The organism is Nonomuraea sp. NPDC003201, assembly GCF_053590415.1.
The window spans coordinates 1-14093 of sequence record NZ_JBSFTC010000286.1; the positions used below are offsets into that span (position 1 = coordinate 1).

Sequence of the window (14093 nt, forward strand, 5' to 3'; positions counted from 1 at the left end):
GGCGGCGCTCAGAACTCCACGCCGCCGGCGATCGGCGGGTTGAGCCGGGCGAAACCCTCCTGACGCCGGTACGGGAAGTAGGGGTACGCCGCCGTGGTGGCACTGGCCGCGTCCAGCCGGGCCACCTGGTCCGGGGTCAGCTCCCAGCCGATCGCCCCCAGGTTCTCCTGGAGCTGCGACTCGTCGCGGGCGCCGACGATGACCGAGGAGACGGTCGGCCGCCGGAGCAGCCAGTTCAGCGCGACCTGGGGGACCGACCTGCCGGTCTCCGCGGCGATCTCGTCCAGGGCGTCCACCACCGCGTACAGCAGCTCGTCGGCCACCGGCGGCCCGAAGGCGGCGGTCCTGTGCAGGCGGCTGCCCTCGGGAAGAGGCTGACCGCGGCGGATGCGGCCGGTGAGGCGGCCCCAGCCGAGCGGGCTCCACACCACCGCGCCCACTCCCTGGTCGTGGCCGAGCGGCATCAGCTCCCACTCGTAGTCGCGCCCGACCAGAGAGTAGTAGACCTGGTGCGCCACGTAGCGCGGGTAGCCGTACCGCTCGGCGGTCGCCAGCGACTTCATGAGCTGCCAGCCGGAGAAGTTCGAGACGCCCACGTAGCGCAGCTTGCCCGCCCTGACCAGGTCGTCGAGCGTGGACAGCACCTCCTCCACCGGGGTCGCCGCGTCGAAGGCGTGCAGCTGGAACAGGTCGATGTGGCCGGTGCCGAGGCGGCGCAGCGCGTCGTCGACCGCCTTGATCAGGCGGTGCCGGGAGGTGCCCGCGTCGCCGGGGCCGTCGCCCATGGGCAGCCCGGCCTTGGTGGAGATGAGCGCCCGGTCCCGCCGCCCCTTGAGCGCCTGGCCCAGCACCTCCTCGGACGCGCCGTCGGAGTAGACGTCGGCCGTGTCGAACATCGTCACCCCCGCGTCGAGGCAGATGTCCACCAGCCGCCGGGCCTGCGCCACGTCGGTGTCGCCCCACGCGCCGAACAGCTCGCCCTTCCCGGCGAACGTGCCGGCGCCGAAGCTCAATGCCGGAACCTTGAGCCTGGACGCCCCCAACTGCCGATATTCCATCAAAATCACTCCTTAATGGGTCTGTCGTCCCCTTAAGGTAGCACGCTAACGGGAAAGCTGTTTCATTATGGAACGGCGGCGCCGGTGGAAGGAGAGGGAGGCGAGGCAGAGCAGCACGGCCCACACCGTGCAGTAGCCACCGAAGAGAGCGCCGCCGCGCCCGGCGGACAGGGCGCCGGCGGTCATGCCGATCGCGCCCGCCGCGGCCATCGCCGCGCACGACCACAGCAGCGCCGCCAGCGTCCGGCGCGGCAGCGGCCGACGGAAAGGAATGAGGGAGGCCAGCACGACGGCGGCCATGAGCAGGCCCGCGGCGGCGTTGGCCCACTGGGCCCGCGCGACCTCGCCGGGCCCGTACTCCAGATAGGTCTCCGGGGCCACGCGCGGGCCGCCGGTCACGCCGATGCGCTCGGCGAGGGCGAAATGAATCTTGGACGCGACGTAGAGCAGCGTCCAGGAGGCCGCTGCCCAGACGGCCCATCGGCCGGTCCAGGTGATCATGTCACGATCGTGCCGGTCGCCCGGGCAGCGGCGGATCCCCGTGACGAGCGAGCGCCCTCGCTCTCACGGGGGAGACGGCTCCTTACGCCTCGATACCGGCCTCCTTGGCGGCGCGGTCGATGGCGGCCAGCTCGTCGTCGGAGAAGTCGAGCCGGTCGACGGCGGCCACGTTCGCCTCGAGCTGCTCGGGGCTGGAGGCGCCGACCAGCACCGACGTGACGCGCGGGTCCCTGAGCGCCCAGGCCAGGGAGAGCTGCGCCACCGTCTGCCCGCGGGAGGCGGCCAGCTCCGACAGCGACCGGACGAACGCCAGCACCTCGGGCGTCACCCGGTCGGGAGTGAGGAAGCGCGCCTCGGCCGCCCGCGAGTCGGCGGGGATGCCGTCGAGGTAGCGGTCGGTGAGCAGGCCCTGGGCCAGCGGCGAGTAGACCACGCAGCCGACGCCCTCCTGCTCCAGCACGCCCAGCAGGCCGTGCTCGATCTTCCGGTTGAGCAGCGAGTACGACGGCTGGTGGATCAGCAGCGGCGTGCCCAGCTCGCGCAGCAGCCGGGCGGCCTGCGCCGTGCGCTCGGGCGAGAAGTTCGACACACCCACGTAGAGAGCGCGTCCCGTGCGGACCATGTAGTCCAGCGTGGCGACCTGCTCCTCCAGCGGCGTCTCCTCGTCGTCGCGGTGCAGGTAGAAGATGTCCACGAAGTCGAGGCCGAGCCGGGCCAGCGAGCGGTCGAGCGTGGCGAGCAGGTGCTTGCGCGAGTTGCCCTTGCCGTACGGGCCGTCCCACATGGGGTTGCTGCCCTTGGTCGTGACGACCACCTCGTCACGCAGCGACCGCGGCAGGAGCCGGTTGAACGTCGCCTCGGCGGCGCCGAACGGCGGGCCGTAACGGTCGGCGATGTCGAAGTGGGTGATGCCGAGGTCGAGCGCCTTGCTGAAGATGGCGCGCTGGCTGTCGAGGGATTTGCCCCCGCCGAAGTTGTGCCACAGGCCGAGCGACACGGCGGGGAGGAGGAGACCGCTGCGGCCGCACCTTCTGTACGGCTGGCGTTCGTAGTCCAAGGATTACCTTCCTGCGATTCCGGTGAGCGTGACGCCCCGGATGAACGTCTTCTGCGCCAGGAAAAAGATGACGAGGATGGGCAGCATCGACACTAGCGCGACGGCCATCATCTGGTTGTACTGGGTCACATACTGACCGTTGAACATGCCGAGCCCCTGGGCGAGGGTGATCTTCTCCATCGAGCGCAGATAGATGGAGTTCTCCAGATACTGGTTCCAGTTGCCCACGAAGGAGAACAGGCAGATCGCCGCGATGGCCGGCTTGGCCAGCGGCAGCATGACGCTCCACAGGATGCGCAGCTCCGAGGCCCCGTCGATGCGGGCCGCGTCGATGAGCTCCTGCGGGATCGTGGTGAAGAACTGGCGCAGCAGGAAGATGTAGAGCGCGACGCCGAAGAACTCCGGCACGACGAGCGGCAGATACGTGTCGACCCAGCCGAGCTTGGAGAACATCACGAACTTCGGCACCAGCGTGATCTCGCGCGGGATCATCATGGTCGCCAGCAGCGCCGCGAACATGAAGCCCGCCGCCCGCGCCCGCAGCCGGGCGAACGCGTACGCCGGCAGGATGCACGAGACGAGGTTGCCCGCCATGGACAGCGCGGTGATCACGATCGTGTTCATCAGGAACCTGGTGAACGGCAGCGACCCGGACCAGCCCTTGGCGTAGTTGTCGAAGTTGAAGGAGTCGGGCAGCCACTGCGGCGGGAAGGCCAGGTTCTCGGCGTCCGACTTGAGCGAGGTCGTCACCATCCACAGGAACGGCAGCAGGAACACCGCCGAGCTGATGGCCAGCAGGATGTACGCGCCGGAGCGCCGGATCCGTCTGACGCGCTCGGCCTGCTCCGAGCTCAAGGGCTTGCCGCCCGTGCGGGGGGAGCGCGCGGGTTTCACCGCGGTCTCGACGAGCATCGGCGACCTCACTTGAACTCGTAGTGCACCCAGCGCCTGGCCAGGCCGAACTGGATCGCGGTCACGGCGATGACCAGCACGAACATCGCCCACGACAGCGTGGCCGCGTACCCCATGTCGAAGTAGACGAACGCGTGCCGGTAGATGTAGAGCCCCAGCACCATCGTGGCGTTGCCGGGCCCGCCCTCGGTCATGACCAGGATGAGCACGTAGCTCTGCAGCGCCGCGATGAACCCGGTCACCACGTTGAAGAAGATGACCGGCGACATCATCGGCACGGTCACGCTCCAGAAGCGGCGCCACCACCCCGCCCCGTCGATCTCGGCGGCCTCGTAGAGCGTCTTCGGGATGCCCTGCAGCCCGGCCAGGTAGATGACGATCGTGTTGCCCGCGCCCCACACGCTCATCAGCACGAGCCCGGGGATGGCCCACTCCTGCGAGGCCAGCCAGCCCGGCCCCTCGATGCCGACCGACGCCAGCACCTTGTTGATGAGCCCGTAGTCGGGGTGCAGGATGTTCAGCCACAGCAGCGCCGTGGCCAGGCCCGACACCACCGACGGCAGGTACATCACGGTACGGAACAGCCCCTGGAAGCGCAGCGGCTGGTTGAGCAGCAGCGCCAGCAGGAACGTGAACGACACGCCGAGCGCCACCGAGCCGAGGCCGTACTGCACGGTGTTCTCGATCGACTCCCAGAACTCGGGGTCGTTGAGCATGCGCTCGTAGTTGGCGAGACCCACCCACGTCGGCGGCTTCAGCAGGTTCCAGTCCATGAAGCTCAGCACGACGGCCCCGAGGATCGGGCCCGCGCTGAAGAGCACGAACCCGATCACCCACGGCGAGACGAACAGGTGGAAGCGCCGCGCCTCGCGGCGCGCCAGCGTGCTGCGGGCGCTGACGGCGGTCATGCGATCTTGTTCTCGGCCAGTACGGGCGTGACCTTGTCGGCGATCTCCTTCAGCGCGTCGTCCAGGCTGACCTTGCCGAGCATCGCGCGCTCCCAGATGGGCTTGGCCGTGTCGACGACCTTCTTGTTGGCCGGCAGCCGCAGCACGCCGTCGTCGGAGGCGTAGTCGGCCAGGACCTCCTTGACCAGCTTCGCCGTCTCGTCGGGGATGCCGACCGCCTTGGCGTTGGCGTCCCAGGCGGACTGCCGGGCGGGCGCGGTGATCTGGCGGAACTTGTAGCCGGAGGACGACAGGAACTCGTGCATGTAGATCCAGGCGGCGTCCTTGTTCTGCGAGGAGGCCGTCATCACCAGCGCGCTGCCCACGGCCGGGGTGAAGCGGCCGGCCGGGCCCTTGGGGATGTGCGTGGCGCCCCACTTGAACGCCGTCTGCTTGGACAGCTCCAGCATCAGCCAGGCGCCGTTGATGAGCATGGCCGCGTGGCCGGTCTTGAACGGGTCGACCTTCTCCAGCAGCTGCAGCTCGGCCAGGCTGGGCACCGCCTTGTCCTTGACCAGCAGGTCCAGCCAGCGCCCCATGGCCTCCCTGGCCTTGGGCTCGTTGATCATCACCTTCGACTCGGCGGCGTCGAGGAAACGGCCGCCGAACGGCATGAGGAAGACGGCGCCGAGGTCGGGACCCGGGGTCGGCATGGGGGAGAAGCCGTAGATCTTCTCCGCGCCCGACCCGCTGGTCATCTTCTTCGCCGTCTCGAAGAGCTTGTCGAACGTCCAGCTCTCGTCCGGGTGGTCGATCCCGGCCTTGTCGAACAGGTCCTTGTTGTAGAAGAGCAGCTTGGGCGCCATGTCGGTGGGCAGGCCGTACAGCTTGCCGTCGCGCTTGAAGTAGCCGAGCCCGCTCTGCGGGATGTCGTCCATGTCGAACTCGGGCGTCTTGGCGATGTACTCGTCCACCGGATGCAGCACCTGGTTGGAGATGAGGTTCTGCGTCCAGGAGTAGTGGTTGTAGAGCACGTCGGGCAGCGTGCCGCCGGCGGCCTGCGTCATGTACTTCGTCAGGAACTGGTCGAAGGGCGACGACTCGCGCTTGATCTCGATGTTCGGGTGGCGCTTCTTGAAGAAGAAGTCGAACTGGGCGTTGCGCACCTCGGTGACCGCGTCCGTGGTCATCGCCACCGTGATCGTCACCTTGGACGCCGGGTCGGCCACGTCCGTCTTCGGCCATGTCAGCGAGTTGTTGAGCTGCTCGGCCGCCTCGAACGGCCAGGCGTCGCTGCCCGGCCGGTTGGGGTCGATCAGCTGGGCCCCGGACTTGACCGGAGCCGCGGCCTGCTTCTGCTGCCTGGTGTCCGCGCAGGCGGACAGCACGGGCGCCGTCGCGGCCGCCACCGCCAGGGCCAGCATCTGGCGACGGTTCATCTCCATGGTGGGCCTCTCAAAGGAAGAGCTCGATAGAGGTCGGATGTATCAGCGCGTTGATGAGCTGGACCTGTGGCAGTCCGTGAGGCATGGCCGTACCGTAGACCCGGTAATTAACTTCGTCAAGAATTGAATTGAAAGCGCTTGCAACCTAGGCTCTAGCGCACTGTGAGGAGATCCGGACGCCTTGACCGGCGGCCGTGCCAGGTGTGGGGGCGGCTGGTGAGCCCCGATCGACTCCTCCTATCTCTTCCTTTCCCTGGAGGGCACGTGCCAAGCTGGACGTTCAGTGACGAGGACCTGGAAGCGGGGCTGACCCTCTCCACCGAGGGCGTGCTCACGCTGGAGGTGCGCCACCGCGAGCGGACGGTGCTGGAGCCGTCCAGGCTGGGCATCAGGACCGCCCACGCCGACCTGAGCAAGGGGCTCACCCTGTCCGGGATGTCCGAGCGGCGGGTCGAGGAGACCTACCGGACGGTCACCGGCAAGCGGCGCGAGCACGGCTACGAGGCCGGCGAGTGGACGCTGTCGTTCACCAAGGACGGGCACCGGCTCGACGTGCAGATCCGCGTCGGCGGGCACGGCGTGGCCTATCGGTACGTGGTGCCGTGGACGGGCCCGGTCACCGTCGTGGAGGAGGCCTCCGAGTACGTCCTGCCGCCCGAGGCCCGCGCGGTGCTGCTCCCGTACGAGAACGGCCGCTGCGACTACGAGGAGATCCACCGGCACGGCACCGTCGCCGACGCCGAGCCCATCCTGTACGGCTACCCCTCGCTCTTCGAGACCGGCGGCTCCTGGATGTTCGTCACCGAGTCGAACCTGGACAGCGGCTACGCCGGCTCCCGCCTGCTCCTCGACGGCAACACGTTCCGGCTCGACCTGCCCGACCCGTACGTGACCGCCGCCAGCCCCCTCACCACCCCCTGGCGCACGATGATCGTCGGCGACCTGGCCACGATCGTGGAGAGCGACCTGGTCACCAGCCTTGCTGAGCCGTCCAGGGTCGAGGACACCTCCTGGATCAAGCCCGGGGCCGCCGCCTGGTCGTGGTGGTCCGACGGGCCCTCGACGCGCGACCTCGACGCCCAGAAGCGCTGGACCGACTTCGCCGCCGCGAACGGCTGGCCGTACCTGCTGGCCGACGCGGGCTGGAACAAGGAATGGATGCCCGAGCTGATCGCCTACGCCAAGGAGAAGGGCGTCGGCGTCTGGCTCTGGTCGCACTGGCAGCACGTGGACACCGAGCTGGAGCACCGCGAGAAGCTCGCGCTCTGGAAGGAGTGGGGCGCGGTCGGCGTGAAGATCGACTTCACCGAGTCCGACGGCCAGGACCGGATGCGCTGGTTCGACGCCATCCTGGCCGCCACCGCCCGGCTCGAGCTCATGGTGGTCTTCCACGGCGGCACGATCCCGCGCGGCACCGAGCGGACGTGGCCGCAGTTCATGACCGCCGAAGCCGTCAAGGGCGCCGAGTGGATCAAGCCGAAGCCCGGCAAGCAGCCGCTCTACCAGCCCGCCCACTACCTGTCGCTGGCCTTCACCCGCAACGTGCAGGGCCCGATGGACTTCACGCCGTGCACGTTCACCGGCGTGCGCACGATCTCGGCCGGGTTCGAGCTCGCGCTGTCGGTGATCTTCGAGTCCGGCGTCCAGCACTTCGCCGACGGCATCGAGGCCTACGAAGCCCGGCCGGAGGCCCTGCGGCTGCTGTCGGCCGTCCCCACCGCGTGGGACGAGACGCGGCTGCTGTCCGGCGACCCCGCCGACCACATCCTGCTGGCCAGGAGGAACGGCGGCGAGTGGTACGTCGGCGCGGGCGTGTCGGGCGAGGCCCGCACGCTCACCGTGCCGCTCGACTTCCTCGACCAGGGGGAATGGGCGGCCGAGATCTACCGGGACGCCCCAGGCGACCGGATCCTCGCCGAGACGGTCACCGTCTCCGCCGGGGGCAAGCTCGACCTCGCCGTTCCCCCCAACGGCGGGTTCACGCTTCACCTCAGGAGAAATGAGGACCAATGAACAAGCGCATCGGCGGCGTCTTAGCCGCCCTGGTGGTCACCGCCGCCGCCGCACTGCCCGCCGCCACTCCCGCCGCGGCGGCCGCCTGGACGCTGCGCTGGAGCCCGGATCCGGCGGACGACACCGTCGCCGAGGCGTTCGAGGGCATCGAGGACGACCGCTCCGACTCGCACTCCGGCGTCACGCACATCTACGTCTCCGGCGGCGCGTACCGCTTCGACATGCACACCCAGGACCGCGACGGCGACGACCGCCAGCGCAACGAGGTCAAGGGCATGCGGACCGGCGGCAGCTCGTACCTCAAGATCCTCGAGAACGAGACCTGGCGCATCAGCTACCAGCTGTACATCCCGACCTCGCTGGACGCGACCAGCAGCTTCACCCACATCGCGCAGATGAAGGTGCCCGGCTCCGGCGCGCCGCTCTACACGATGTCGCTGCCGATCTCGGGCGGCACCCCCAAGATCAACGTCCGCTACTGGGACGAGGCCGAGCAGACCCACGAGGTCGGCAACACCAACCTGGAGCCGATCCAGGGCAAGTGGGTGGACACGACGTTCGAGTTCAAGGCCTCCGACAGCGGCTACCTGCGCTGGACGCTCAAGGACGGCTCCACCACGCTCGTCGACAAGCGCCTGGACAACACCGACCTGTGGCGGGGCGACGACGAGTACCTGCGGCCCAAGTGGGGCATCTACCGCAGCATCAACAGCTCCGGCCTGCAGAACACCTACCTCCTGGTCCGCAACCTGCAGGCCTACCAGCTCACCGGCGGCGGCAGCACCGACCCGTCCGCGTACGAGGCCGAGCAGGGCTCCTTCAGCGGCACCGCCCGCACCGCGTCCTGCTCCGGCTGCTCGGGCGGCACCAAAGTCGGCTGGATCGGCGGCGGCTCCGGCAACGCGGTCACGCTGAACGTGCAGTCCTCCTCCGCCGGCGCCCGGCAGCTGACGGTGCACGGCCTGGTGAGCGGCACGCGCAGTTTCCAGGTCAGCGTGAACGGCGGCGCCGCCCAGACCGTCTCGCTGACCGGCACGGACTGGAGCACGCCCGTCTCCACGACGGTCCCGGTGCAGCTCGCCGCGGGCGCCAACAGCGTCCGCTTCTTCAACGACGGCGCCAGCGCGCCCGACCTCGACAGGGTGACGATTCAGTGAGAAGGCACCTGGTGGGAGCCCTGGCGGCGATGGCGCTGCTCCTGCAGACGGCCCCGGCCGACGCCGTCGCCATCGGGGCTCCCCGATGGGAGACCCGGTGGAACCCCAGCCCATGGCGCGACGGCGTCAACGCGTTCGAGGCGCTGGAGGACGACCGGCGCGGCTCCCATCCCGAGGGCCTGCCGCACGTGCGCGCCGAGAAGGGCGTGTGGCGGTTCGACGCGCACCTGGAGGACCGCGACGGCTCCGACCGCATGCGCAACGAGGTACGCGGCATGCGGGCGGCCGACGGCAGCCCGTTGGAGATCCGCAAGGACGAGACCTGGCGGATCACGTACCAGATGTACATTCCGGACACGCTCGACGCGACCACGAACTTCACCCACATCTGGCAGCTGAAGAACTCCGACGTCGGCACGCCGATCGCGCAGATCTCGCTGCCGGTCGTGAACGGCGTGCAGAAGATCGCGGCCCGCTACTGGACGCTGGAGGACAACAAGTCGCACGACTTCGCCACGGCCGACCTGGAGCCGATCCAGAACAAGTGGGTCACGACGACCATCGAGTTCAAGTCCGGCGACGCCGGATACATGCGGTGGGTGCTGCGTGACGGCCCGAAGAGCGGCTCGCGGACGATCGTGGACCAGAAGGTCGAGAACATCGATCTGTGGTGGACGCAGGAGCAGTACAACCGGCCGAAGTGGGGCATCTACCGCAGCATCAAGAGCGCCGGGCTGCAGGAGACGTACCTGCTGGTCAAGGATCTGAAGGCGGAGCAGCTCGGGCCCGCGACGCCGCCGGTGAAGCTGCCGCCGCCGGACCGCGGCCCGGGGACGTACGAGGCCGAGCGGGCCGGCAACGTCTTCGAGGGCGCCGCCGAGCCCGCCTACTGCGCCGTCTGCTCCGGCGGGCGGAAGGTCATCCTCGTCGGCGGCAACGTCTATGACTACACCGTGGTCAGGGGCGTGCTGTCGGAGACCACCGGGACCCGGCAGCTGACCGTGCACGCGCTGGTGGACGGCTCCCAGTCGTTCTCGGTCAGCGTCAACGGCGGCGACGCGATCCAGGTGCCGATGACCGGCACCAAGGACACGGTGACCACCGCGACGGTGCCGGTGGACCTGGTGGCCGGGGTCAACACGATCCGGTTCTTCGGTCTCACCGCCCGCGGGCCCGAGCTCGACAAGATCGTCATCAGATAGGTGGACCATGGCACATGACCTCAGCAGGCGGGCCGTGCTCGCGGCGGGTGGCGCGCTGGCGCTGTCCGCCGCGGGAGCGGTCCCCGCGAGCGCTTCGACGATCTGGCAGTCCCGCCTGGTGCGTTACGACCGGTGGGGGCGGCTGGCGTACGAGCAGGACGCGGAGGGCAACCGCATCCCCGACTTCAGCCACGCCGGCTACCGCAACGGCGAGCGGCCGATCCCGCACGTGCCGGTCGTCAAGACGATCCGCCCGATCGAGGGTGACAACACCGCCCATATCCAGGCGGCGCTCGACGAGGTGGCCGCGCTGCCCCGCGCGCGGCGCGGCGCCCTGCTCCTGCTGCCCGGCCTCTACCCGGTGGCGGGCACCCTGTACGTGCGGGCGAGCGGCACGGTCCTGCGCGGCTCCGGCGACGGCGAGGACCCGGCCGGCAACACGATCATCAAGGCCACCGGGAACAACCCGAAGGACCGCGACGTGATCGTGGCCGGCGGCGCGGCGGGCGGCGGCTGGACGGGCGAGGTGCCCGGCACCCGCACCGACATCACCACCGACTTCGTGCAGGTGGGCGCGCGCGAGTTCGCGGTGGCCGACCCGGGCTCGCTGCGGCCCGGCGACAACATCGTGATCACCCATCCCTGCACCGAGGAGTGGCTGAAGGCCATCGACTACGGCGGCCACGACGTGGGGCCGGCGTGGAAGGTGGGCGAGCACCCCCTCATCTACAACCGGTACGTACGCGAAGTTTCCGGAAATGTCGTGAAAATCGATGTCCCGGTCTTCAGCCACCTCAACCGTGCCCTGTCCCCGTCCTTCCTCTACAAGTGGGACCGGGCCGGGCTGGTCACCCAGGTGGGCGTGGAGCGGCTGCGCGTCGACATCGAGTACCAGGGGGACCCGGAGCAGGACGAGGACCACGCCTACAACGCGATCGTCCTGCTGCGCACCGAGGACTCGTGGGTGCGCGACTGCACGATGCTCCACTTCACCCAGGCCGGGGTCGCCACCCAGGAGACCACCCGCGCCACGGTCGAGAACTGCCGGGCCGTCGACCCGGTCAGCATCGTGACGGGGAGCAGGCGCTACAACTTCAACACCTACGTCTACTCGCAGCAGGTGCTCTTCCGCGACTGCTACGCGTACAAGGCCAGGCACGCGTTCGTCTCCAACGGCCACAGCACGGTGTCGGGCGTGGTGTTCCTGCGCGGCACCTCGGAGTACGCGCTCAACTCCAGCGAGGGCCACCGCCGGTGGTCGCAGGGGCTGCTGTTCGACGGCCACAAGGACGTCGACCCGCACTACGACTACACGCTCGGGCTGTACAACCGCGGCCGGTACGGCACCTCGCACGGGTGGTCGGCGGCGCACTCGGTGGCGTGGAACTGCGACGTGTCGACCAGCAGGCTCATCGTGCAGAAACCGCCGACCGCCCAGAACTACGCGATCGGCTGCCAGGGCACGATCACCGGCGACGGGCCGTTCGCGCAGCCGGCCGGGTACATCGAGGGCGCCAACCGGCCCGGCCTCCTGCCGCCCTCGCTCTACCAGGCCCAGCTGCTGGACCGGCTGCGCCGGTAACGCGGACCAGGCGCAGCCGCCGACTGTCGGGCGCTTGAGCGGCTGCGCCTGCAACCCCACCGCTAGCGGGTCAGGCGGAGCAGGCCGCCCTCCGGGACGTTGACCTGGGCGATGCCGGGGCGCAGGGGCAGGTTGCCCTCGGTGACGGTGCGGCCGCGGCAGTCGAGGATCGTGGCGTGGGCCGTACCCGAGTCGGGCACCCGCAGCAGCACGTCGGTGGAGGCGTCGCCGTTGGCCAGCCAGAGCGTGCCGGTGGCGGGCGCGGCCACCGGCATCGGCGCGTACCGGGCCGTGATCACCGTGTCGCCCGAGCGGGCCGTGACCTGCGGATAGCCCAGGTCGGGCCGGGAAGGCTCGAAGGAAGCGCGCTGCAGCACCTCCGCGTGCTCCCGGAAGAAGCCCAGCCAGAACCGCAGCACCTCGCGCTGCCCGGGCGTCTGCGCGGTCAGGTCCACCGAGATCTGCGGCACCGAGAAGAGCACGTTGACGAGCTGCGTGGCGACGTGCTCGGGCCGCTCCTCCGGGTGCCACATCAGCATGTCCGCGTGCACGGCCAGAGGTCCCGCGATCAGCCGCAGGTCCACCGTGCGCTGGCGGTTGTGCGCCGGGCTGAGCGGGCAGTCGGAGGCGCGCACCATCGTGGCGTACGGCCACAGGCCCGGGCTCACGTACGGCTGCCGCAGCTCGACCAGGCAGTCACGCGGCAGCTGCGCCAGGAGCCGGCGCACGCCTTCGTTCACCGTCCGGCAGTCGGCCTCGGGGCCGGGCTCGGGCGGGTCCTCCACGGCGAACTGGTCGATGAAGTCGATCTTGAGGCCGTCCATGCCCCACTCCGTGACCGCCCGGGTGAGGTGGCCGGCGATCAGGTCGCGCACGTGCGGGTAGCGGGGGTCGACGACGGCGGCGTTCATGTGCTCCTTGTACGCCAGCGTGTACCCCCGCACCTGCTCCCAGAGCGCCGTGTGGCGGCCGACGAACGGCAGGGCGTACCAGAGCAGGTAGGCCAGCCCCGCGCCCCGCACCTTGGCCACGTGTCCCGAAATATCGGGGAATGTGGTGGGGGACGGCTCCCACTCGCCGACATAGCCGTACCCGCGCCCGCGGTCGTCGCTGTGCCAGCCGTCGTCCACGATGATCGCCTCGCAGCCCAGCTCGGCCGCCGGCCCCGCCTGCCGCTCCACGCTCTCGGCGCTGACGTGCTGCTGCATGGCGTACCAGGTCGAGTACGCGGGCATCCGCGCCGCCCGCGGCACGTCGGCGACCGGGCCGTGCAGCGCGCGCCACCAGTCCGCCACCTCGGCCAGCGTGGTCGCGAAGTGCCGCCGGGTGAGGTCGAGCCGCAGCACGAGCCCCGTGTCCGGCTCGGCCTCGTGCTCCACCCAGAACCCGAACTCGCCGGTCTCCTCCACCACCCCGGTCCGCGTCCGCACGGGCCTGACCACCTCGCCCGCGGCGTAGGCGCACAGCGCCACGTCACCGGCGCCCACCAGGCAGCCGACGGGCGCGTTCTTCTCCAGCGCCGCCACGCGGGGACGGCGCCAGAACGGCGGCAGCCCCCGGTGCTCGCCGCCGTCGGCGGCCCAGAACGCGGTCGCGTCCACGCACGGCACCCGCCAGGCCACCCGCACGTCCGCGGTCCGGTCGGGGACGACGCGCAGCTCCAGAACGCCAGGGGACGCCTCGGCGGCCGTGCAGGTGAGCACGGCCGCCGCCGAGCACTCGAACGCGAGCCCCGCGGCCTCGATCCGCACCTCCTCCGGCTGCTCGAACGTTCGATCGTGCGGCTGCCAGATGCCGGGCGCTGCGGTCACTCAGTCTCTCCCTGCTCATGGCCTCACTTCGTGAGGCGTCTCGGTCGTTGAGGTCCGCTGCCTTCCCTCGTCGCTCCGGTCGCTTCGCTCCCTGCGCTCCTCAGTCCAGGCAGCGGCGCTCCCTCGAGCGCGAAGTGCTGCTGGATGGCGACCGCGGCGGCGCCGCGGGCCCACTGCTCGAACGATCGCGGGCGCAGCAGCAGGCGGCAGTCGGCGGCCGCGCCGAACGCCTGGGCCGCGAACGAGCGGTTGAGCTGCTCCTCGAACAGCCCGTACGAGGCCAGCCCCGGCACGTCCCCGGTCACGATGATCCGCTCCGGCCCGAACAGGTTGGCCATCGCGGCCATGGCCAGCCCGATGGCGTGCCCCGCGCGGGTGAACACCTCGCGCACCGCCGGATCGCCCGCGTGGGCGGCGTCGATGGCCGCGTCCACGGTCAGCGACGCGTCGCCGGACGCCACGCGCGCG

At 70.1% G+C, this 14093-nt stretch carries 12 protein-coding genes; 4 read left to right on the forward strand and 8 right to left on the reverse strand.

The features are described 5' to 3' along the window. Nucleotides 1-8: 8 nt before the first annotated feature. From ACWDX9_RS49745 to ACWDX9_RS49770, 6 genes are all read right to left on the reverse strand, one after another. On the reverse strand, nucleotides 9-1058 hold the full coding sequence (locus ACWDX9_RS49745) for an aldo/keto reductase (RefSeq protein ID WP_449968225.1): 1050 nt from the start codon (nucleotides 1056-1058) through the stop codon (nucleotides 9-11). A gap of 45 nt (nucleotides 1059-1103) precedes the next feature. Beyond that, a complete protein-coding gene (locus tag ACWDX9_RS49750; protein ID WP_449968227.1) occupies nucleotides 1104-1559 on the reverse strand; it encodes a hypothetical protein in 456 nt (151 codons plus the stop codon). An 82-nt stretch (nucleotides 1560-1641) separates the two neighbouring features. Continuing rightward, nucleotides 1642-2616 carry an aldo/keto reductase gene (locus ACWDX9_RS49755; protein ID WP_449968229.1) on the reverse strand — a complete coding sequence of 325 codons (975 nt, stop codon included), beginning with the start codon at nucleotides 2614-2616 and terminating at the stop codon, nucleotides 1642-1644. Between the two features lie 3 nt (nucleotides 2617-2619). Further along, entirely contained in the window at nucleotides 2620-3528 is a 909-nt protein-coding gene (locus ACWDX9_RS49760; RefSeq protein ID WP_364249223.1) for a carbohydrate ABC transporter permease, read from the reverse strand. 8 nt (nucleotides 3529-3536) lie between these two features. After that, on the reverse strand, nucleotides 3537-4436 hold the full coding sequence (locus ACWDX9_RS49765) for a carbohydrate ABC transporter permease (protein WP_350727704.1): 900 nt from the start codon (nucleotides 4434-4436) through the stop codon (nucleotides 3537-3539). After that, nucleotides 4433-5854, reverse strand: coding sequence for an ABC transporter substrate-binding protein (locus ACWDX9_RS49770; protein WP_364249225.1), 1422 nt, complete (start codon nucleotides 5852-5854; stop codon nucleotides 4433-4435). The genes ACWDX9_RS49765 and ACWDX9_RS49770 overlap by 4 nt, the downstream gene beginning before the upstream one ends. A 270-nt stretch (nucleotides 5855-6124) precedes the next feature. On the opposite strand from ACWDX9_RS49770, the gene ACWDX9_RS49775 reads away from it, so the two are divergent. From ACWDX9_RS49775 to ACWDX9_RS49790, 4 genes are read left to right on the forward strand one after another with little or no spacing between them, the layout of a single operon-like run. Next, the gene (locus ACWDX9_RS49775; RefSeq protein WP_449968232.1) at nucleotides 6125-7873 is read left to right on the forward strand and encodes a glycoside hydrolase family 97 catalytic domain-containing protein; all 1749 of its coding nucleotides are present in this window, start codon (nucleotides 6125-6127) and stop codon (nucleotides 7871-7873) included. Next, the gene (locus ACWDX9_RS49780; protein ID WP_449968235.1) at nucleotides 7870-9030 is read left to right on the forward strand and encodes a CBM35 domain-containing protein; all 1161 of its coding nucleotides are present in this window, start codon (nucleotides 7870-7872) and stop codon (nucleotides 9028-9030) included. Before ACWDX9_RS49775 ends, ACWDX9_RS49780 begins: the two co-directional genes overlap by 4 nt. Beyond that, the gene (locus ACWDX9_RS49785) at nucleotides 9027-10232 is read left to right on the forward strand and encodes a hypothetical protein (RefSeq protein ID WP_449968237.1); all 1206 of its coding nucleotides are present in this window, start codon (nucleotides 9027-9029) and stop codon (nucleotides 10230-10232) included. Before ACWDX9_RS49780 ends, ACWDX9_RS49785 begins: the two co-directional genes overlap by 4 nt. A 7-nt stretch (nucleotides 10233-10239) precedes the next feature. Continuing rightward, nucleotides 10240-11814: a hypothetical protein gene (locus ACWDX9_RS49790; protein ID WP_449968240.1), complete on the forward strand. Its 1575-nt coding sequence runs from the start codon at nucleotides 10240-10242 to the stop codon at nucleotides 11812-11814. A 62-nt stretch (nucleotides 11815-11876) separates the two neighbouring features. Here ACWDX9_RS49790 and ACWDX9_RS49795 read toward each other — a convergent pair whose 3' ends face one another. After that, nucleotides 11877-13625: a glycoside hydrolase family 36 protein gene (locus ACWDX9_RS49795; RefSeq protein ID WP_449968244.1), complete on the reverse strand. Its 1749-nt coding sequence runs from the start codon at nucleotides 13623-13625 to the stop codon at nucleotides 11877-11879. A gap of 23 nt (nucleotides 13626-13648) precedes the next feature. Continuing rightward, the coding region (locus ACWDX9_RS49800) for an ROK family protein (protein WP_449968247.1) at nucleotides 13649-14093 on the reverse strand (445 nt) is incomplete at its 5' end.

Bases quoted from the DNA above. Each gene is read 5' to 3' on its own strand.
- ACWDX9_RS49745 (WP_449968225.1), bottom strand. From the start codon at position 1,058: ATGGAATATCGGCAGTTGGGGGCGTCCAGGCTCAAGGTTCCGGCATTG.
- ACWDX9_RS49750 (WP_449968227.1), bottom strand. From the start codon at position 1,559: ATGATCACCTGGACCGGCCGATGGGCCGTCTGGGCAGCGGCCTCCTGG.
- ACWDX9_RS49760 (WP_364249223.1), bottom strand. From the start codon at position 3,528: ATGCTCGTCGAGACCGCGGTGAAACCCGCGCGCTCCCCCCGCACGGGC.
- ACWDX9_RS49765 (WP_350727704.1), bottom strand. From the start codon at position 4,436: ATGACCGCCGTCAGCGCCCGCAGCACGCTGGCGCGCCGCGAGGCGCGG.
- ACWDX9_RS49770 (WP_364249225.1), bottom strand. From the start codon at position 5,854: ATGAACCGTCGCCAGATGCTGGCCCTGGCGGTGGCGGCCGCGACGGCG.
- ACWDX9_RS49780 (WP_449968235.1), top strand. From the start codon at position 7,870: ATGAACAAGCGCATCGGCGGCGTCTTAGCCGCCCTGGTGGTCACCGCC.
- ACWDX9_RS49790 (WP_449968240.1), top strand. From the start codon at position 10,240: ATGGCACATGACCTCAGCAGGCGGGCCGTGCTCGCGGCGGGTGGCGCG.